Source organism: Nocardia sp. NPDC004278 (assembly GCF_053602975.1).
The window spans coordinates 1-21,509 of sequence record NZ_JBSGEQ010000031.1 but is presented as its reverse complement, the minus strand read 5'-3'; the positions used below and the strand labels follow the sequence as shown (position 1 = coordinate 21,509).

The window sequence follows — 21,509 nt, the reverse complement described above, 5'->3', positions numbered from 1 at the left end:
GTCGACGCGGTCACGCGCGGTAGATCTGGTGCGGCTCAGTCGGATTCGTTGACAAGCGCGAAGAGCTCGTCATCCGTCGCGGCGTCCAGATCCACATCGTCGGCGGGCGTACCCGGTTCTTGACACAGCTCGAGCAGCTGCCGGAGGCGGACGGCCGCCTCCTTCCGCCGGGATTCGTCGGAAAGAACATCCGGCAAGGCGGATTCGAGCGCGTCCATGGTGTCGAAAACCGACGCGCGCGGACTCTCGCCCGCACCTATTTCCCGCGCCAGATGGTCGGTCAGGTGCTCGACCGTCGGGTAGTCGAAGGCGAGGGTGGTCGGCAGCGTGACCCCGGTCAACTCGGTCAACCGGTTGCGCAGCTCGATCGCCGCGAGTGAATCCAAACCCAACTCCTTGAACGCCCGTCCCGCCCCGATATCCGTCTGCGCGTGCCCGAGCACCGCGGCCACCGCATCGGAAACCAACCCGCCCACCAGCACCAGCCGCTGCTCCGGTTCGACGCCGAACAGTTGTTCCTGCAGCGACAACTCATCCACCCCGCCAACCGCCACCGCACGGCGGGCGGATGCCCGAACCAATCCACGTAGAACAGCTGGAACCGCGCCCGCTTCGTCCCGCAGGGCCGCGACGTCCAGTCGCGCTGGGACAACCGCGGGCGCGCCGAGCGTCAACGCCTGGTCGAACAACCGCAAACCCTGCGTGGATCCCATCGGGACAATTCCCCCACGCGACATTCGGCGCAGATCGGCGTCCCGGAGCTGAGCCGCCATCCCGCTGGCCTGCTCCCACAGGCCCCACGCCAGCGCGGTAGCGGGCAGGCCGAGCCGATTCCGGTGCCGCGCCAGCGCATCCAGATACGCATTTCCCGCGGCGTAGTTGCCCTGCCCGGCCGTGCCGAGCACTCCGGACACCGAGGAGTACAGGATGAATCCGGTCAGATCGTGGCCGCGCGTGAGCTCGTGCAGATTCCACGCACCGGTCACTTTCGGTGCCAACACCGTATCCACCCGCTGCGCGGACAGCGATGTCACGACACCGTCATCCAGCATGCCCGCCGCGTGCACCACCACCCGCAATGGATGCTGCGCGGGGACGGACGTGAGCACGGCCGCCAGCGCTCGGCGATCCGTGATGTCGCACGCGGCAATCGAGACCGCTTCGGCGCCGAGGTCGACCAACTCCGCACGCAACTCAGCCGCGCCCGCGGCGGCGAGACCACGTCTGCTGACCAGCACGAGGTGCCGAATCCCGTGCTCGACCACCAGATGGCGAGCCAGCATCGTCGCCAACCCACCGGACCCGCCGGTGATCAAGACGGTCCCCTCCGAATCCCACACCGCGCCGGCCGAACCACCGCCAGCAGTCGCGGAAAGCGGTGCGATGGCGGCCTGCGCGAGACGCGGGACACGGGCCTGCCCGGAAACCAGCGCAACTTGCGGCTCAGCCGAATCCACCGCCGTGGCCACCAGCGCCGATGACTGCGAGAACTCGTCGACGTCTATCAACGCGAAGCGGTCCGGGTGCTCGGTCTGCGCCGAACGCACCAGGCCCCACACGGCCGCGGCCGCCATATCGTCGCCACCGATCCCTGTCGCACCGCGGGTGAGAATCACCAATCGGGCATGGGCCAGCCGTGTCTCCGCCAACCAGTCCTGCACCAATGCCAGTACGTCATGCACGGCGCCGTACACATCCGCCACGGTCTCGTGCCCACGGACCGGCAGTGCTGTTATCGCCACCACGGGAGCGGGCTCTCCGGCGTCGAGTGCTGCTCGTAGCTCGTGCAGGTCGTCAAACGAACGCCGAACACCCAACGCCGCCGGATCGAGCCACGCTACGTCACCCGACCCGACGAACACTCGATCCGCTTGGCCGCCGCGGCCCTCCGGCAACGCGAACGGCGCCCACTCCAGTTGATACAGCGAATCATGGTGCGCCCCAATCGCGGCATGCAGCGCATCCGCGGAGACTTCACGCATCACCAGCGAATCTACGGTCACCATCGGCCTGCCTGCATGGTCGGCGAGTTCTACCGACACCGCGTCCGCTCCCACCGGGGCCACTCGCACCCGAGCACGGTCCGCGCCCGTCGCGGCCACACTCACTCCGGTCCACGAAAATGGCACGCCGCCAGGTCGATCCGCATCAATTACACCCGGGAGCAGTACATGCAGCGCGCTGTCGAACAGTGTCGGCGACACCGTGAATCCCGTGCCCTCTCCCGCAGCGGTCACTTCGGCGAAGATCTCCGCGCCGCGCCGCCATACTCGACGCAATCCTCGAAACGCTGGACCATAGCGGTAGCCGTGATCGGCGAGCCGTTCGTAGGTGCCGGTCACGTCGAGCTCCACCGCATCCACCGGCGGCCACACTCGCAAGTCCGACCGTGCCACGTGCGCGTCCGTGGTCAGTACTCCGGTCGCATTCCGTGTCCACCTACCCTGGCCCGGTGCGGGGCGCGAGTACACGGCGACAGCACACCGGCCCCGGTCATCAGCCGCCGAAACCACCACCTGGATCTCGGCTTCATCGCGCTCCGGAACAACAAGCGGGGCAGCCAGACTCAGCTCCGCAACCCGCCCGAACCCGGCGCGATCACCTGCCGCGATCACCAGTTCCACCACCGCGGTGCCAGGAAGCAGAACCGACTCGTGCACGACGTGGTCGGCCAGCCAGGGCTGCGTGGTGGACGACAACCGACTCGTCACGATCACACCCCCGTCGGCCATGTCGACCGCCGTGCCCCGCAACGGATGACCGGCCGTATCCGGGCCCGCCGAATCCGGGCCCGCCGAATCCGACCAGAACCGCTTGCGCTCGAACGCATAGGTCGGCAGGCCGACGTGGACGCCACCGGATCCCGCGAACACCGAATTCCAGTCCACCGCAATGCCACGGGCGAACACCTGGGCCACGGCGGTGAGGAGCTGTGCGGGCTCGAAGCGGTCGGGGCGCATCGCCGCCGCGGCGAGCACCGTGCCGGGCAGGCTGTCGGTCAGTGCCACCGACAGCGCCGCATCCGGTCCCACTTCCAGAAACGAATCAACGCCCGCACCGTGCGCTGTGGTTGCTGCGGCCGCGAAGCGGACAGTGCGCCGCACATGCTCGACCCAGTAGTCCGGGGCGGACAGGGTATCCGCGTCCAGCATCTGCCCGGTGACCGTGGAGATCATCCGCCGCCGTGGCGGCGCGAAGTCCAATTCGACGACCACACGCCGGAATTCGTCGAGCATCGGCGCCATAAGCGGAGAGTGGAATGCGTGGCTCACGCGCAACCGTTGTGTCCGGCGCCCTCGTGACCGCAACTGCTCGACGATGTCGGCCACCGCCTCCGCGCGACCGGACACCACTACCGATGACGGGCCATTGACCGCCGCGATGCCCAACTCGGATTCCCGACCCGCCATCAGCGGCTCGATCTCCTGCTCACCGGCCTGCACCGCCGCCATCACTCCCCCGGTGGGCAGCGCCTGCATCAGCCTGCCGCGCGCAGCAACGAGCACACACGCGTCTGTCAGGCCGAGCACCCCGGCCACATGCGCGGCGGCGATCTCGCCGACGGAATGCCCGAACACGACATCCGGTACCACGCCCCACGATTCGAGCAGGCGGAACAGTGCCACTTCCACCGCAAACAGCGCGGGTTGGGCCAATGCGGTGTCGTCCAGGCCCGCCCCCGAGAACACCGCATCACGTAGCGCGCTGCCCAGCAGCGGGTCGAGTTGCTCGCACACCTCGTCGAATGCGTCGGCGAACACCCGGAAGGTGGAGTACAACTCCTGTCCCATACCGACCCGCTGGGAGCCCTGGCCGGCGAACACCAAGCCGAGCCGAGAGTTCGCCGCGGTGCCGATCACGGTGCCGCCGTGGGTTTCTCCCGCCGCGACGGCATCCAGCCCCGCCAGCAGTTCGGTTCGATCCCGGCCGACCACCACCGCACGATGAGCGAACAACGACCGCGTCGACACCAGCGACCAACCAACATCCACCGGATCGAGATCCCGATCCCGCACATGCCCGAGCAGCCGAGCCGCCTGCGCCCGCAACGCCGATGCCGACTTCGCCGACACCACCCACGGCACCGCCGCCCGTCCGGTTCCCGCCGCCTCGTCGGCCGAGCCGGTATCGGCTGTCGCGGGCTGCTCGAGGATCACGTGCGCGTTCGTGCCACTGATCCCGAACGACGACACGGCCGCACGCCGAGGCCGGCCGCCGGTCGTCCATTCACGTGGTCGGATCGACAGCTCCACCGCACCGGCAGACCAATCCACGTGTGGCGACGGCTCCTCCGCGTGCAACGTGGCCGGCACCATCCCGTGCCGCATCGCCAGCACCATCTTGATCATCCCGGCAACGCCCGCGGCCGCCTGGGTGTGACCGATATTCGACTTCACCGAACCCAGCCGCACCGGCACAGACCGATCTTGTCCGTAGGTCGCCAGCAGTGCCTCGGCCTCGATCGGATCGCCCAACCGAGTGCCGGTGCCATGTGCTTCGACCACATCCACCTCGGATGCGGCCAGCCCGGCATTCGCCAACGCCTGACGGATAACCCGTTCCTGCGACGGACCATTCGGCGCGGTCAGGCCATTCGACGCACCATCCTGATTCACCGCACTGCCCCGCACGACCGCCAGCACGGAATGGCCATGTCGCCGCGCATCGGAAAGCCGCTCCAGCACAAGCACTCCGACCCCCTCCGCCCACCCCACGCCATCGGCCGCCGCCGAGAACGGCTTACATCTGCCGTCTGCCGCCAGCCCGCCCTGGCGCGCGAATTCGACGAACATGTGCGGCGTCGACATCACCGTGACGCCGCCCGCCAATGCCAGCGAGCACTCCGCAGACCGCAGCGATTGCACCGCCAGATGCACGGCCACCAGCGAGGACGAACACGCCGTATCGATCGACACGGCAGGCCCGACCAATCCCAGGCTGTACGCGACCCGCCCCGAGGCGACACTGGGCGTCACGCCCGTCAACGACGCACCTCGCGGCCCGTAGTCCTGCGGCGCCAACCCCGCGTATACACCGGTGGCGCTGCCCCGCAACGACACCGGGTCGATACCCGCATCCTCCAATGCCTCCCACACCGACTCCAGCAACAACCGCTGCTGCGGATCCATCCCCAACGCCTCGCGCGGACTGATCCCGAAAAAACCCGCGTCGAAATCGGCCGCGTCGCTCAGGAATCCGCCCCGGTAGCCGCCGGAGCGCCAGCCGCGGGATTCGGTCATGGACGAGATCACCTCGCCCTCTCGCCGCACCAGGTCCCACAGCGCGTCGGGTGAGCTGATCCCCCCGGGGAACCGGCAGGCCATGCCCACGATGACCACCGGATCATCCGAAGTAGCTACAGCGGAAGGTAATTCAGTGCTTTCGCGGTCGGCACCCGCCAGCTGCCCGCACAACTGCCCGGCCAGCGAGTCGATCGTCGGGTAGTTGAACATGACGCCTGCGGCGGGCTGTATTCCGAGCGCCGAGCCGAGCCGGTTACGCAATTCGACCGACGAGGCCGAATCGAAGCCCAGGTCGGTGAAGGCGGCCGTCTCGGCATCCGGCCGCGCGAGCTCGGTGCGCAGTATCCGCCCGCCTTCATCCCGGATCAGCTCGCGCACCGCCGCCAGTCGCTGGTCAGCAGGCAATGCGGCCAACTGCACCCCCAACATGGTGGTCGGGCTCGCCGAGGGCAACCGCTGCCCGGCCGGTCGCAGGCGGCTGCCCAGCCAGTGGCGCCGACGTTGGAATGCATAGGTGGGCAGCCGCACCCGCTTGCCTACCGACTCGGAGAACACCGAATCCCAGTCCACCCGGGCACCCCGCACGAAAATCCGCGAAGCCTGCCGGAGCAGTTCGTCCAGCCCACCGTGATCGCGCCGGAGCGAGCCGGCGATCACAGCGCCGCTGTCCGCGACCGTCTCCTCCATCCCGTAGATCAGCACGGGATGCGGGCTCACCTCCACGAAAACCCCGTGCCCGGTCGCCGACAGCCCACGCACCGCCCGCTCGAATTCCACCGTCTCGCGCAGATTGCGGTACCAGTACTCGGCATCCATCGTCGCGGTGTCCACCGGCCCACCGGTGACCGTAGACCACACCGGCACATCCGCCGAACACGGTGCGACGGTGTGTAATTCGCACAACATCCGTTCCCGGACCTGCTCCACCTGTGCCGAGTGCGAGGCGTAGTCGACCGGAATCCGGCGAACCTCGACGCCTTCCGCCACGAGAGTCGCACAGAACTCGTCGACATCCGCACGGGCACCGGATACCACGACATGCCGCGGACCGTTCACCGCCGCCACCGACAGCCGTCCACCCCATGTCGCCAACCGTGCGGCAACTTCGCTGCACGGCAAGGGAATCGACAGCATGGCACCCGTACCCGCCAGCTCCGCCAGGAGCCGACTGCGTCGCACGACGATCAGCGCGGCATCGCCCAGCGACAATCCGCCCGCCACACACACGGCCGCGATCTCCCCCTGCGAATGGCCGACCACCGCGTCGGGCACCACACCCAGCGAACGCCACACCGCCGCCAGCGCCACCATCACCGCAAACAGCACCGGCTGCACCACATCATCACGCTCAGCATCCAGTGGGCCGCCCGCACCGAGGAGCACATCGCGCACCGACCAACCGAGCAACGGCGTCAGGATGTCGTCGCACGCGCCCAGTTCCGCCGCGAAGACCGGCGAATCGACCAGCATCGCTCGCGCCATTCCGGCCCACTGCGACCCCTGACCCGGAAACACGAAAACCACTCCACCCGGGTTGGTCTCGGCGGCGCCGGTGACCACACCGTCAGCGGTTTTCCCGGCTGCCATCGCAGCCAGATCACCCAGCAGCGCTTCCCGATCCCTGCCCCACACCACTGCCCGCCGCTCGAACAGTGATCTCGTCGACACCAGCGACCGGCCGACATCCACCGGATCCAGATCTGCGCCGTCTCGCAGGTATTCGTGCAACCGGCCTGCCTGCGCCCGCAGCGCGTGCTCACTCCGCGCCGACACCACCCAGGGGATCGAACGGCCGGTCGCCATGGGTTCTTGCGCACTTGCGGTGGGCAGCCAATCCGACAGCACCACATGGCAGTTCGTGCCACCCATGCCGAAGGAACTCACGCCCGCGACGAGTGGCCGGTCCGGACGCGGCCACGACCCCGGCGCGGTCCGAACCTCCAATCCCCGCTCGGCCAGCGATAGATCGGCATTCGGCGCGACAAAATCCGGCATGCCGGGCAGGCGCCGATTCTTCAGGCACAGCACGGTTTTGATGACACCGGCAATGCCTGCCGCGCCTTCCAGGTGCCCGATGTTGGCCTTGACGCTTCCGACAACCAAGTCCTGCGTGCGGTTCGCCGTGGCGCCCAGAACCGACCCGAGTGATTCCGCTTCGATCGGATCCCCTACCCGCGTCCCGGACCCGTGCAGTTCCACGTACTGAACGTCGGCAGGCTCGATACGGGCCGCGCTGTAGGCCCTGCGCAGCACGTCGCGCTGCGCTTCGACACTCGGCGTAGTCACATCGGCACCGCCGCCGTGTCCCACAGCACTGCCACGCACCACACCGTAGATCTCATTGCCCTCCGCAAGCGCGCTCGACAGCGTCCGCAGCAGCACCACGCCCGCCCCTTCGCTACGCGCGAAGCCATTGGCACGGTGGTCGAACGTGAAGCACCTGCCGTCCGGCGAAAGTCCGCCCCATTCAGCCAAAACGGTCGAGTTCTGCGGGTTCAGGATCACGTTCACCCCGGCCGCGACGGCCAGCGCCGACTCGCCGGCACGGATGCTCTGATACGCCAGGTGCAGTGCCACCAGCGACGAAGACTGCCCGGTGTCGACCACCAAGCTCGGCCCCTCGACACCTAGGAAGTGCGACAGTCGGTTAGCGATCAGGCTGCGTTGGATTCCGGATGCCGTGCCAGCGGACACCGCGCCCGACGCGCCGCGGGTGAGTTCGGCGTAGTCGTCCCACATGGCACCGACGAAGACCCCGACCCGACGCCCGCGGAAATCGCCGGGGATCAGTCCTGCGTCCTCGAACGCCGCCCAGCCGAGTTCGAGCATGAGCCGCTGTTGCGGGTCCGCGGCCGCGGCATCCGACATCACCGAGGAGAAGAACTCGGCGTCGAACATGTCGATGTCTTCCAGGAAATTGGCGCGAAACTCCCTGTGTGCCTGCGCATCCGGCAATAGAAGCCGACGGTGGTCGGGTAGTCCGGCTTCGACATGATCGCCCGCTACCAGCATCCTCCACAAATCCGTCACCGAATCGGCACCAGGAAATCTGCCTGCGATTCCGACTACCGCGACGGCATCCGGGTCAGCCACGTGAACTCCCAATCTCCCCCGCAGCCTGCCCCTGAAACTTATGCACCCCCGCTATCGAATTCGCGGTGACGACAACACCTTCGGATCAGCAACCGACATCGGCGCAATCCACACCACAACGACGATCCCGAATCGCCTCGCACACCAAGTGATCTCGCCGCGAAGGATTGTCGCCCTGCGCCACCTTGCGACTCCTCCGTAACCAACTTACACTTCGTCACCAATGTAGAACATGTTCTATTTGGCTTCCAGTTCCATCAGCGGGTCGACTCATCCGGCGCGGTACGATCGGCTACCGATGGACCGCAATCTAAACATGTATTCGCGAGTCGGACAATCCATTTCGAGACGCTACGGACTTGCCCGATCGGATCGCGCAGGGCATGCTCTGTGACGCGGGGCCGCAGTGGAACCGGTGTCTGAAGCGGGCCGATGTACCCCACGAAAGGAGCATCCGATCACCGCTATGCGAGATTCTGACGTCGGCGATCTGCTCGCCGAATTGACCGAGTATGTCAGTACCGAACTCCTCGGTCCTGGCGAAGCCGACGGCCTGACCAGCAGCACTCCGCTAGTGGAATGGGGCGTGCTCAACTCGATCAAAATGGCGCGCCTGGTGGCGCACATCCGAAATCACCTCGGCGTCCGCATTCCACCGACCGAGGTGACCGCAGCGAACTTCCGCGATCTATCCAGCATCGCCGGGCTGGTCGGCACGCTGCGCAGTCGATCCTGAAACGGGCAGAGAGCGATTCCGTGATACCCGAGAACATCTTCGTCAAAGGCATCGGCACCTATCGGCCCGAGGTGGTCGGCGTCGACACGGCCATCGCGCAGGGTCTGTATTCCGCTGAGCAGGCGGAACAGACCGGCTTACTGGGCGCCACCGTCTCCACCGACCTCTCTGCGCCCGAAATGGCACTGATGGCGAGCGGTCAGGCCCTCGAACGCGCGAGCACCTCCGCCGAACAGGTGGACATGCTCCTCTACGCCGACGCCTTCCGTGCCGGCCCCGAAGGCTGGCTCCCCCATGCCTATCTGCAAAAACGACTCGTCGGCGGCCGGGCCTTCGCGGCCGGGATCCGGCAGGGGTGTAATGGCGTGCTCGGCGCGCTCGAACTCGCGGCGGGATACCTGCAGGGCTCGGCCGACCATGCGGTCGCACTCATTGCGGCGGGCGACAACTTCACCTCCGCCGATGTGGACCGGTGGCAATGCGGTAGACCGCACATGCTGCTTGCCGATGGCGGTGCGGCGGTAGTGCTGGCCAAGGAGGGCTTCGCCCGGCTGGCCGCGATCGGCTCGCTGGCGCTGCCGGAGTTCGAGGAAATGCACCGCGGCACCCAGCCGCTGCTGCCGGCGAGCAGGCAGCTCGACTTCACAGACCGGCTGATCGAATTCGAGGGCACCGAGAACGCCGAGGGCTTCTGGATGGGCTATCTCACCGCCGCACCGAAACTGATGGAGCAACTGCTCCAGGACGCCGGGATCGCGGCCGGTGACCTCACCCGGGTCTTCATGCAGCACGCTTCCCGTGACTTCGTCGAGAACGGGCTGCTGAACCTGATCGAGGTGCCGCTGGACCGCTCGACGTGGGATTTCGGCAGGCGCATCGGCCATGCCGGCCCCAGCGACTACTTGATGTCCTTCGATCACGTCCTCACCACGGGCGAGGTAGGCCCTGGTGACTATGTGCTCGCCTTCGGCGTGGCACCCGGATTCAGTTTGGCCGGAGCCATTTTTCACATCGTGGACCGGCCCGGCTGGGTCGCCTGATGGAGTTCGGCTGGTCCGAGGATCAGCGGCACCGCTACGAACAGACACTGACCGCAACCCTCGACGCATTCCCCGGCGGCGACAGTCCGGCCTTCGATCGCGAGAACTGGCGCACCGCAGGAAAACTCGGCCTACTCGGCGCGAGCCTGCCGGTCGAATACGGCGGACAGGGCCTCGGCGCACTCGACACGGCGTTGGTGTTCGAGGCGTTCGGGCGCGGCTGCCTGAACACAGGCCTGGTGTTCGCCGCCGCGGCCCATCTGTTCGCCTGTGCGATGCCGATCGCCGAGTTCGGCTCTGCGACGCTGCGCGATCGGGTGCTGCGTGCACTGTCCTGCGGTGATCTCGTCGCGGGTAACGCGATGACCGAAGCGGATGCCGGCTCGGATGTGGCGGCCATGAGCACCTCCGCCGAACGGGTCGATGGCGGCTATCTGCTCAGCGGGACAAAGACATTCGTCAGCAACGGCCCCGTTGCCGATGTCTTCGTCACGTACGCGGTGACCGATCCGGAAGCCGGACCGTTCGCCACGACCGCATTCGTGGTCGATGCGACCGTGCCGGGGGTCGAGATCGGCACGCCGCTGGACAAACTCGGGATGGACGGCTGCGCCGCGTCCGCCGTCACCTTCGACCGCGCTCCAGTGCCCGACGACGCCGTGCTCGGCGCACCGGGTCAGGGCGCGATGGTTTTCCAGCACTCCATGAGCTGGGAACGGGCCTGCCTGTTCGCGCTGTACCTCGGCGTGCAGGACCGGCTGATCGAGCAAAGTGTCCGACACGTCCGGGCGCGCAAGCAATTCGGCAAGCGGCTCGCCGAATTCCAGTCGGTGTCCAATCGGATCGTCGACATGAAGCTGCGAGTCGAGAGTGCCCGGCTGCTGCTGTACCGGACCTGCTGGGCGCATGACGCGGGCGAGCCGACGGTGCTGTTCGCCGCCCTGTCCAAACTCGCCACCTCCGAGGCCGCGCTGGCCGGTGCCACCGATGCGATCCAACTATTCGGCTACCGCGGCTATCTGCGCGACCAGGGCATCGAGGCGGCGCTGCGAGATGCCGTCGGCGGCACCATCTTTTCCGGAACCTCCGACATCCAACGTCAGCTGATCGCTATCGAGATGGGGTTGTGACGGCCGTGTCTCTTGCCGAGTTGGTCATCGCCGCGGCCGCACGCACACCAGCGGCGCCCGCCGTGCACTGCGGCCCGGTCACGGTCAGCTACCGCGAGTTGGACAACATGACCCGGGGTTACACCGCGGCGCTGGTCGAGCTAGGTGTCGCGCCGGGTGATCGCGTGCTGATCTGGGCAGAGAAGAGCGTCGAGGTCATCGCGGTGATGCAAGCCGCACTGCGCATCGGCGCCATCTATGTCCCACTCGCCCCGGCCAACCCGGCGGCCAGGGTCGAACTGATCGCAGGCTCCTGCTCGGCAACACTGCTCGTCACCGATGCCGCGCGAGCCAGCCGAATCTCCTTGCCTCGCACGAGATCTGTCGAGTTTGCCGCGCTGCACACGAACGCACCCGCCGCCGAGTGCCACCGGCCCGACCTCGACGATCCGGCGTACATCCTGTTCACCTCCGGTTCCACCGGAGCACCCAAGGGAGTGTGTCTCAGCCACCGCAACGCACTGGCCTTCGTTGAGTGGGCGGTCGCCGCGACCGGACTGGTCGCTGCGGACCGGCTGGCCAATCACGCGCCATTCAACTTCGACCTATCGGTCTTCGATCTCTACGGCGCGTTCCGCACCGGCGCCGCCGTCGATCTGATCACCAGCGATCAGGCCTATGCGGCCGACGTATTGGTCGAGTTCCTTTGCGATCGCGCCATCACGGTCTGGTACTCGGTGCCCTCGGCGCTACAGCTAATGATGCGGTACGGCGCGCTGCTCCACCGTGCCGAACCACAGTTGTTGCGCACGTGCGTGTTCGCCGGTGAGCCTTTTCCGATCGCCGACCTGCTCTCGCTGCGCACCGCGTGGCCCAACGTCAGGATGTTCAACTGGTACGGCCCGACCGAGACCAATGTCTGTGCCTCATATGAGGTCACGGCACGCGATCTCACCCGCGAACGCGCGGTCCCCATCGGCGCCGCGGCCTCCCGCGCCCTGCTGACGCTGGATCCGGCGGATGAGGGCGAAATCGTGGTGGACGGCCCCACCGTGATGCTGGGCTACTGGGGCCTGCCCCCGCACCGCGGCCCCTACCGAACCGGCGATCTGGCGCGCGCCAACGATGCGGGCCAGCTCGAATACATCGGTCGCCGCGACGCCATGGTCAAGGTGCGCGGGCACCGGGTGGAACTGGGCGACGTCGAGTCGGTATTGCTGGCGCATCCGGCGGTCGCCGCGGTGGCCGCCACCGTGCTCGGCACCGGCCTCGACGCCCGGCTGCACGCGGTGGTTGTCCCACATGACGCTGACGCCCCGCCGACACTGCTCGCACTCAAGGCACATTGCGCCGCCCGACTCCCGACCTACCTGCTCATCGACTCACTGTCCCTCGTCGACGAGCTGCCGAGAACGGCCAACGGAAAGCTCGATCGGACCGAACTCGCCGCCGCACAGGGGTAGCCGTAGCATTCGCCGAAGTCCACGACGATCTGGTCCGCTGCAATTTCTCCGCGCAGGTACCGAACCGGTTGTGGCTGGCCGACATTCCCGAACATCACACCGGTGAGGGCAACGCGAATTTGTTCGATAACGGCAGAACAGTGCGTCTGAGACGGTCTCAGGGTTTCGGCGCCGGTGCGAGATCGACGCCGACCGGTGGCCGCAGGCGACGTAGTGTGCCGTCGAAACCGGTGACGTACAACGCCCATCCCTTGCCGTCCGGGCCGACGCGCACCGAACTCGGCCCGGTCCATCCACCAGACAAGCCCGACGCGACGACGCATGAAGCGCCGGTGTTCGAGTCGAAGCGGTAGATCGTGCCCTCCAGGTGCGCGGCGACAAAAATGTCCCCGGACGCTGTCATTGTCAGATCGTCGGGCCCCGGGGCGAGACCGGGCAGCCGCCCGGCCACCGTCCAGCGGTCTGGGGCCTCCAGCGGAACCCGATAGATTTGGCCGGTAAACAAGTCGTCGGTGTAGACGGTGCGGTGGTCCGGGCTCAATGCCAGGCCTTCCGCACGAGGCACCGGCGCCCAATTGGGTTGCACTACCCCGGTGTCGTGCCAATAGCGTGTGAGCCCTTTCGAGTGGCCGCCCTCGGTGCCGACCCAGGTGGTCAGCAGGTCACCGCCAGGCAGGCGCAGCAAGCCGTTACCGCCGGACGCGGCCAGCACGACCGATCTACCAGTGGTGGTGTCGAGTTTCGAGAACGTGCCGCCGTCGGTGAAGTCGGCGAAGTACAGGGTGGATCCGTCGAGCTGCAGACCGCCGAAGCCGTTGCCCTGGTGGGTGAGAACTGTGTGCACCTGCCCCGACGCGTCTACGTGGTACAGCGTCGAGTCAATGCCCGCGAGATAGAAGCCGTCGTGTCCGTCGGGTTCGAGGTTCTCGAGCTTCTCGAGCCCCTGTACCACCGTGCCGACCTGCCAGCCCTCGCACCCAGCCCAGACATCTCCCGACGCCGGTGCAGCCCCGGCCACGCAGCCGACAGCGAACACCGCAGCCACACACAACGCCCGAATTCGCTTCCCCACCAAACTCATTCCGCGCACAATACCAAACCGGCTGTGCAGAGTCCCTGATGCGCAACGGCGCCGGCCTCGGCGACGACATCGCTGATCGAGTGATACGAAATCACACCATGGCGAGACTCGGCGACCAGCCCATGATCACTGCCCAGAGTCAACCAACGAGTCGAGCTCGACACCGAGGCGTTCCGGCCTGCCGCGCAGCGCGCGGAAGTGCTATGGCCCGCCGACAGCGAGGCCAAGCCGCGCGAGCTGCCACGCGTGGTTCCGGATTTCGCACCTGGCGGATGGTTCGAACGTGCCCTGAACTGAATCGATCTCTCAACGTCGAGGTCAGCCGCTCGAAGTCCGCTGTTGTCGTTTATCGTCAACGGAGACGATCGATCCGGAATCACATATGTGACAACGCGATTCGTTTACCTCAGGCATCATATCGAAGGAACAATTCCGAAGAATTCAGCGGTTCCACCGTCGCCAGAATGTGTTGTCGTGATCAGCGGCAAGTGCATCTTTGAGCGCACAGGGCCGAAGGTCGGCGACGGGTAGTTGATCGAGGGGCAGCCACAGGAACTCGAGGTGGTCTTCCTGACTGATGGGTTCACCAGTGATGTCTCGTGGAAGGCGTGGGCGTCGCCGACCGGCCGCCGGTCAGGGCAGTGAACCTTAATGTACCGGAGGGAAAAGCGATCGACTCCGCACTCGCGTGAACTTTACTGTTCTGCCATGTCCGTCAACGGTTTCAGCATCGGTAACGTGATTCTGCGCTCCCCTCGCATGGGCGACGAGCAGGTCATACGAGCAGCCCACCACGCCATGGCTGTCGAGGACGGCTTCGACTTCGCTCTCGGTCTGGAGCCTGCGATGGATTGGAAGCGGTACCTCGACGTGCTAGAGGACTACCGTCAGGGCCGCAACTTGCCGGACGGCGTCGTTCCCGCGACCTTTCTGATCGCCACCGTCAACGACGAAATCGTCGGCCGCGCCGATATCCGGCACACGCTCAACGACCACCTGGCTCGCAGAGGCGGACACATCGGCTACGCCGTCCTCGCCGAACACCGACACCGAGGCCACGGCCGCGCTATCCTGCAGCAGAGTCTCGACCTCGCGCACCAGATGGGTATCGAGCGTGTGCTCATCACGTGCGACGACGGCAACGAAGGAAGCCGCCAGATCATCGAATCCTGCGGCGGCACACTCGAATCGGTTGAGCCGTGGAGTGACGGGACGCTGATCCGACGCTACTGGATCTGATTCGGGGCAATTGCCAGCTGGTGCAGGATCTAACCTACGCGGTCTCTTTGACCTTGGCAGCTCTAGCGGCATCGGTGCCGCTGAGCAGCGGAATAACCGGTCGACCCACCCGACATCGACTCGCTGCCCGTCCGCCTCGACGTGCGCAGCGTCGAAGCTATCCTGTTGTGGGCGTGGTTGTTTCGCCGGTGGCAGTGTGATGGTTGGTAGGTTCGACTGCTGCTGCTGCTGTGGTGGGGCATGCCGCACACACCGGCAATGGGATCGGTTGTGGCAGTTGAGTCTTCGCCGACTTCACGACGTGGGAGGCGGTGACTCGTGCGGCCGGTGTCTGTCGCCTTCGCTCTCGCCGTCGCGGTGGACGGCATCGCCTGGCGCCCCTCCCGACCTGGGAGGTTCGGCGTCGCACGGATCCTGCGGTAGCGGGCGCCCTCCGCTGCCGCTATGCTCGGCCCCGAGATCCGAACCTGCTTGTCGGTCTGCACATTTGGGTGGTGAGCAAGGGTGACGGGGCGTCAGGGGGGAACCGATATCTTTCCCCTGGCAGTGAGCGCGAGGGTGGTAGCACGGACTTGTCACAGTCACTGAATCAGCCAAAAGTCGACCTCACAGACCCCCGTACACGCAGCGGTCCACCCCTGCCGTACCGGACATGGTTGGCATGTTTGGTGGTCACCGGTGGTGCGGTCGCCGCCGCAGTCTTCAACTCTCCCAACGACTTCCGCATAGCGCTGTCGATCGGTGCTGGGTTGGCTGCGCTGGTGTTGTCTACGGCGGTGAGCGCGGCAGTGTTCTACCGGCGTGGGGCCATCGACGCCCGGCAGATAGCGGCCTCGGCACGCGCCGACGCGCACGCGGAGGTCACCTCAACGATCAATGATCTGCGCAAGCAGCTGACAGCCGCGCAGGACGCGGCAGCCGCGCACACCGCGGGCGCCAGAAGCAGCGAGAACGGCCGTGTCGCGGCCATGGCGTCTTTCGCTGCTGCGGCCGGGCGTATCCAGGCGATGGCCACGAGCATGCTTGCCGAACTGCGCGACATGCAGGACCGTCACGCCGATCCCACCGTGATGGGCGATTTGTTCGAACTGGATCACCGCACAGGCCAGTTGAGCCGTCTTGCCGACAGCATCGCGGTGCTCTCTGGAAGTCGCACCGGGCGACGGTGGCCCAAACCGATTGTCATGCAATCGATTCTGCGCGGCGCACAGGGACGCGTCGCAGGCTATCAGCGGGTGCGACAGCGTGTGGTGGCCAACGTGGCGATCGTCGGGCACGCCGCCGAGGGCATCATGCATCTTCTCGCGGAGCTGATCGACAACGCCTGTAACTTCTCCCCACCCACCACTGAGGTGCACGTCTATGCCGCCGAAGTTCCGGCGGGGGTGATCATCACCATCGAGGACAGCGGACTGGTCATGAGCGAATCGGCGCTGGCGCGCGCCGAGGCCGCCGTCGCCGGGAACATCGGCGCCGGCCGTCCTGGCTCCACGCTGGATTTGTCGTCGCTGTCGGGCACGCGACTCGGGCTCGCCGTGGTCGGTCTGCTCTCGCGCAAGCATGGCCTGCGGGTTTCCTACCGGCCCTCGGCTATCGGTGGCACGGCCGTCGTCGTGATGGTTCCGCGTGAGCTGATCACCCGGGTGGACCCGACCGGAGTCCAGACCAGCCTCACCACACCAGCACCGGCACCACTGGCAGTGCCCCCGCCTGCTGAGCAGCCATCAGTCGGCGGCACCGAACTTCCCAAACGACGCCGAGGAAGCACCCTGACTGCCGTGCATCCCGAAGGGTTGTCCACCCCGATACACGCTGCCACGCCCAACACCGCGAACCCTGACGCGCTGCGAGCGTTCCAGAGTGTGTTCACCAACGGCCGCGACCAGGCCACCGCGTACCCCGTCCCTTCTGTAGCCGTGGAGAACGACCGATGACCTCGTCTGGATCACAGCTGAATTTTCTGCTCGAAGGCCTCGTCGCCCGCACCCCCGGCGCTGCACACGCACTGTTGCTGTCCAGCGACGGGCTGCGGATGAACAACACCGCAGGCCTGACCGTCGACAAATCCGATCAGCTCGCCGCGATCGCCGCGGGCATTCAAAGCCTATCGATCGGCGCGTCCATGGAATTCGGGGACGGCCGCGGTGGAGTCCGCCAGTCCATGACCCAGTTCTCCGGCGGGATCCTGTTCATCGTCGACGCCGGGATGGGCGCGCATATCGCGGTCATCGCGACCGAAGATGCCGATGCAGGTTTGGTCGGGCACAACATGCTAGAGCTGGTCGAGCAGATGAGCCACTACCTCATGGCCGAGCCGCGCTTCGGGGGAGCGAGCGTGTCGTGAGCAGACTAAGGCGCGACGAGGACCCCGACCGTCTATATACCGTCACCGGCGGCCGCACCAGACCCGCCACCGACGACTTCGACCTGGTGACTCTGGTGGTCACCGAGTGCGATCCGACTCCTGACATGCAGACCGAACACGTCCGGATCCTGGACATGTGCGGTGCCCCCACCGCTGTCGTGGAAATCGCTGCTGAACTGCGCGTCCCCGTTGGCGTCGCCACGATCTTGCTCTCTGACCTGCTGCTCGCCGGCAAGATCACTGCCCGCCACCCCCAAACCAGCCCCACACTGCCTGGTGCGCCGTACGATTCGCGGCCCACCCTGGCCATCCTCGAGAAGGTTCTTGTTGGAATCCGCAACCTTTGACTCCCGGCCCGCCCGCGCTGACGCGCCCTTACACGCCAACACCAGTCAAGCCCTGAAGATCGTCATCATCGGCGGCTTCGGGGTCGGCAAGACGACCTTCGTCCGCTCGGTCAGCGAGATCCGGCCCCTCGACACCGAAGCGACGATGACCGCGCAAGGCAAAGCCGTCGACGACCTCACCGGCGTGACCGGCAAAACCACCACCACCGTCGCGTTCGACTTCGGGCGTATCACCATCGACACCCAACATGTGCTCTACCTGTTCGGCGCACCCGGACAAGAACGGTTCTGGTTCCTGTGGGACCGGCTGTTCACCGGCGCGCTCGGCGCGATCGTGTTGGTCGACCAGCGTCGCATCGCCGACTCCTGGTACGCCATCGACCGACTCGAACACCAGGGCATCCCATTCGTAGTCGCCTCCAACAACTTCGGCGGATCACACCACCATCCCGACAAGATCCGCGACGCCCTGGACCTGGATCCGCACATCGCCCTTATCGACTGCGATGCACGCTCCCGCGAGTCGTGCAAAGGCGTTCTCATCACCCTGGTCGAGCACTTGGTAAACCTCGCCGCCGCAGCCGATGGCCGCCACCGCGTGCTCAGCACACCGGAAGGGGCGTTGTGAACACCCCGAACGCCGCAGCCGACGCCAGCCGCGGCGAGTGCCCCGTACAACCCGGCCTCGCCCGAGTGGCGTTGAGCGGTCCTCGGTTTCACACCGATCCGCAACGGTTGTACGCCGATATGCGCCGTGCGCACGGCTCGGTCGTGGCTGTCGAGCTGCCCGGCGGTGTCCCTGCATGGCTGGTCATCGGCTATCGCGAATTGCATCAGGTCACCAGTGACCCGGAACTGTTCCCTCGCGATGTCGGCCTGTGGAACCAGTGGCCCAACATCCCCGAGGACTGGCCACTGTTGCCGATGGTCGGCACACCCCAACCGTCGATCTATTTCACCGCAGGCGCCGAACACCGCAGGCATCTGGCGATGGTCGAACCGGCGCTCGACGCGGTTGATCCCTTCCAATTGCGGCGTGCCTGTGAAGAATTGGCCGACCGGCTGATCGATGGGTTCTGCGGAACGGGCGAAGCCGACCTGGTCGCCGACTTCGCGGTGCCGATGCCGGTGCTCGCACTCGCCCGAATCCTGGGTTTTCCTGATGAGGACGGCCCGAGCCTGGCGTGGGCGATGAAGGCTCTCGCCGACGGCGGCGCTGACGCACACATCGGGTTCGTGCGTTTGGGTGAACACATGCAGCACATGCTGGCCACCAAACAGCAGTGGCGCGGCGACGACGTGGTCTCGCGGATGCTGGACTATCCAGCACCGTTCACCGACGAGGAATACACGCTGGACCTGACGGCCGTCGTCGCCGCCGGATACCTGCCGACCTCGGACTGGATCGGGAACTCGGTGCGACTGATGCTCACCGACGACCGTTTCGCCGCGGCGTTCGGCGGCGGTCGCCACAGCATCGCGCAGGCGATGAACGAGGTGTTGTGGGAGGACACACCCACCCAGATCCTCGCCGGACGGTGGGCCGCCCGCGATACCCGCCTTGGCGACAAGGCGGTGCGGGCCGGGGACATGCTGCTGCTGGGTCTAGCTGCCGCCAACGCCGATCCCCACATCCGTCAGCACGTCGCCGACACAGTCGAGCCCGTCTACAGCGGCAATAGTGCGCACTTCGCGTTCTCCTACGGCGAATACCGATGCCCGTTCCCAGCTCAGCAGATCGCCGAGATCATCGCGCGCACCAGCATCGAAGTGCTGCTGGACCGGCTGCCCGACATCGACCTTGCGGTGCCCGCGGAGGCCCTGGTGCGCCGCCCGTCGCCGTTCCTGCGTGGCATGACAACGCTGCCGGTTCGATTCACCCCTGTTAGTGCCGTTGGAGGTACCCCGTGACCCAGGTCTGCCCACATACCCAGCCCCTCGTCATCGACCCGATGGTCGCCGACCTCGCGGGGGAAACCGCCTACCTCGTTGCCGCGGAACCCATCACCCGGATCGAGTTGCTCGGAGTGCCCGCCTGGACGGTCACCCGCCACGCCCTGGCCCGTCAACTGCTCGTCGACACCCGGCTGGTGAAAGACATCAACGCCTGGAAGCTGTGGCAGTCCGGGGTTGTCACCCGGCAGTGGCCGCTGATCGGGATGATCGACGCGGGCCGGTCCATGTTCACCGTCGACGGCCCCGAACACCGGCGACTGCGGATCAAAACGACCCAGGCGCTGACCAAACGCCGACTGGACGCCCTGCGCCCCACCATCGCAGCCCTCACCGCCGAACTGCTCGACGACCTCGCCGCCGCCGGCCGCGGCGGGGAGGTGGTGGATCTGAAGTCGGTGTTCGCCTACCCGCTACCGATGCGGGTCATCAGCGAACTCATGGGCGTGGACCGCGCCGACCACCCGATGCTGCTCGCCTGGTACAAGGCGTTCTTCTCGCTGCTGACCCCGCAGGACGAGCGACTACGGGTGATCGACGAACTCGACACCTACTTCACCGACCTGGTGCGCACCAAGACCGCCACCCCCACCGACGACCTCACCAGCGCCCTCATCCAGGCCAGCGACGGCGGTGAACCACTCACCGAAGAGGAAGTGGTCGGCAACCTCAAAGCCCTCGTCGCCGCCGGACACGAAACGACGATCGGGCTGATCCTCAACGGCGTCCGCGCGCTCCTGAGCAACCCTGACCAACGCGCCAGCCTCGTGTCCGGCGACGTGGATTGGGATGCGGCGGTAGAGGAAACACTGCGGTGGGACAGCCCCGTCACGCACCTGCTCATGCGGTTCGCCAGCGAAGACATCACCGTCGACGGCATCACGATCGAGAAGGGAGACGGGGTTGTCATGTCCTACCGTGCGATCGGACGCGACGCCACGATCCACGGACCGGACGCGAACAACTTCGACATCACCCGCCCAACAGCGAACCGGCACATTACATTCGGGTACGGCCCACACATTTGCCCGGGCGCGGCATTGGCACGCCTCGAAGGCGGCATCGCACTACCCGCCCTGTTCAGCCGCTTCCCTGACCTGAAGCTCGCCGTGCCGGTCGAAAACATCCGCAACCTGCCCGTCCTGACCCAAAACGACTTGGAATCGTTCCCGATTCAGCTCGAAAGCTGAGGGCGCAGCGACGGTGCACCGGGTGATGTGTAGCCGACACGGCAGCAAACGTTGGGAGACAATCACCCAGATCCGTGGCGAACTCGCTGTACGGTCCTTTCAACAGTGCGCGGGCCCCGCCGACCATGCGATCGGCGGGGCCTGCGGCGACTTCTCGGCACCACTCCAACGCCGCGGCCTTGTCGTCGGCGATCAAGAGGTTCGCCAGGCGTAGGTCGGCGTGGATGAGCCCGAACCGCCTGAAATGGGATAGCGGCGACGCCCCCACCGATTCTCTCCGATACATCGATCTTGTATCGGAAGACGGCTTGGGTGATCCCGATCTGATGTCGAAGGTTCCTCGATGGGATCCTTCGCTTCAGCAGTGGTTCTGCAGTTCGATCCTTGTCACAGTCGAAAATGCCTCTGGCGGATAGGTTTTTTGGCTGTCCCGTGCTCGTGCAAGGTCCGATCGAGCCCCTCCGGGATACCGCCTTCGGCGACAGCCAACTCCCCCAGCACCTCCCGTGCGGTAGGCGGATGCAGGTGGACACGCCGAGCATGCGCGATATCTGGATGATCTACGACATCGGTGCCGGACCTGACACTGACAATCACCCGAACGTGGCCCAATCGCTCATCGGTAGTGAGGGTTGCGACAGCGGCGACAA

Annotated in this window: 13 protein-coding genes; 11 read left to right on the top strand and 2 right to left on the bottom strand. The window is 66.3% G+C overall.

The window, feature by feature from the left end; genetic code table 11:
• Nucleotides 1-35: 35 nt before the first annotated feature.
• Nucleotides 36-8,336, bottom strand: a complete 8,301-nt coding sequence (locus ACWEO2_RS34245) for a type I polyketide synthase (protein WP_452409140.1) — start codon at nucleotides 8,334-8,336, stop codon at nucleotides 36-38.
• 466 nt (nucleotides 8,337-8,802) lie between these two features.
• Between ACWEO2_RS34245 and ACWEO2_RS34240 the strand changes: the two genes are divergently transcribed.
• The 4 genes from ACWEO2_RS34240 to ACWEO2_RS34225 are packed head-to-tail and all read left to right on the top strand — an operon-like array spanning nucleotide 8,803 to nucleotide 12,684.
• Nucleotides 8,803-9,072, top strand: a complete 270-nt coding sequence (locus ACWEO2_RS34240) for an acyl carrier protein (RefSeq protein WP_452409139.1) — start codon at nucleotides 8,803-8,805, stop codon at nucleotides 9,070-9,072.
• A gap of 20 nt (nucleotides 9,073-9,092) precedes the next feature.
• Entirely contained in the window at nucleotides 9,093-10,112 is a 1,020-nt protein-coding gene (locus ACWEO2_RS34235) for a ketoacyl-ACP synthase III family protein (protein ID WP_067840427.1), read from the top strand.
• Nucleotides 10,112-11,242, top strand: a complete 1,131-nt coding sequence (locus tag ACWEO2_RS34230) for an acyl-CoA dehydrogenase family protein (protein ID WP_452409138.1) — start codon at nucleotides 10,112-10,114, stop codon at nucleotides 11,240-11,242. The genes ACWEO2_RS34235 and ACWEO2_RS34230 overlap by 1 nt, the downstream gene beginning before the upstream one ends.
• Entirely contained in the window at nucleotides 11,239-12,684 is a 1,446-nt protein-coding gene (locus ACWEO2_RS34225) for an AMP-binding protein (protein ID WP_452409137.1), read from the top strand. Before ACWEO2_RS34230 ends, ACWEO2_RS34225 begins: the two co-directional genes overlap by 4 nt.
• Nucleotides 12,685-12,841: 157 nt before the next feature.
• Here ACWEO2_RS34225 and ACWEO2_RS34220 read toward each other — a convergent pair whose 3' ends face one another.
• Nucleotides 12,842-13,765: an SMP-30/gluconolactonase/LRE family protein gene (locus ACWEO2_RS34220; protein WP_452409136.1), complete on the bottom strand. Its 924-nt coding sequence runs from the start codon at nucleotides 13,763-13,765 to the stop codon at nucleotides 12,842-12,844.
• 708 nt (nucleotides 13,766-14,473) lie between these two features.
• On the opposite strand from ACWEO2_RS34220, the gene ACWEO2_RS34215 reads away from it, so the two are divergent.
• From ACWEO2_RS34215 to ACWEO2_RS34185, 7 genes are all read left to right on the top strand, one after another.
• Complete coding sequence (locus ACWEO2_RS34215) at nucleotides 14,474-15,004, top strand: GNAT family N-acetyltransferase (protein WP_452409135.1); 531 nt, start codon at nucleotides 14,474-14,476, stop codon at nucleotides 15,002-15,004.
• Nucleotides 15,005-15,672: 668 nt separating this feature from the next.
• Nucleotides 15,673-16,938, top strand: a complete 1,266-nt coding sequence (locus ACWEO2_RS34210; protein ID WP_452409180.1) for an ATP-binding protein — start codon at nucleotides 15,673-15,675, stop codon at nucleotides 16,936-16,938.
• Nucleotides 16,935-17,348, top strand: a complete 414-nt coding sequence (locus ACWEO2_RS34205; RefSeq protein ID WP_452409134.1) for a roadblock/LC7 domain-containing protein — start codon at nucleotides 16,935-16,937, stop codon at nucleotides 17,346-17,348. Before ACWEO2_RS34210 ends, ACWEO2_RS34205 begins: the two co-directional genes overlap by 4 nt.
• Nucleotides 17,345-17,716, top strand: coding sequence for a DUF742 domain-containing protein (locus tag ACWEO2_RS34200; RefSeq protein ID WP_452409133.1), 372 nt, complete (start codon nucleotides 17,345-17,347; stop codon nucleotides 17,714-17,716). The genes ACWEO2_RS34205 and ACWEO2_RS34200 overlap by 4 nt, the downstream gene beginning before the upstream one ends.
• Nucleotides 17,697-18,344, top strand: coding sequence for a GTP-binding protein (locus ACWEO2_RS34195; protein WP_452409179.1), 648 nt, complete (start codon nucleotides 17,697-17,699; stop codon nucleotides 18,342-18,344). The genes ACWEO2_RS34200 and ACWEO2_RS34195 overlap by 20 nt, the downstream gene beginning before the upstream one ends.
• Entirely contained in the window at nucleotides 18,341-19,627 is a 1,287-nt protein-coding gene (locus tag ACWEO2_RS34190; protein WP_452409132.1) for a cytochrome P450, read from the top strand. The genes ACWEO2_RS34195 and ACWEO2_RS34190 overlap by 4 nt, the downstream gene beginning before the upstream one ends.
• Entirely contained in the window at nucleotides 19,624-20,859 is a 1,236-nt protein-coding gene (locus ACWEO2_RS34185) for a cytochrome P450 family protein (protein ID WP_452409131.1), read from the top strand. Before ACWEO2_RS34190 ends, ACWEO2_RS34185 begins: the two co-directional genes overlap by 4 nt.
• Nucleotides 20,860-21,509 lie beyond the last annotated feature (650 nt).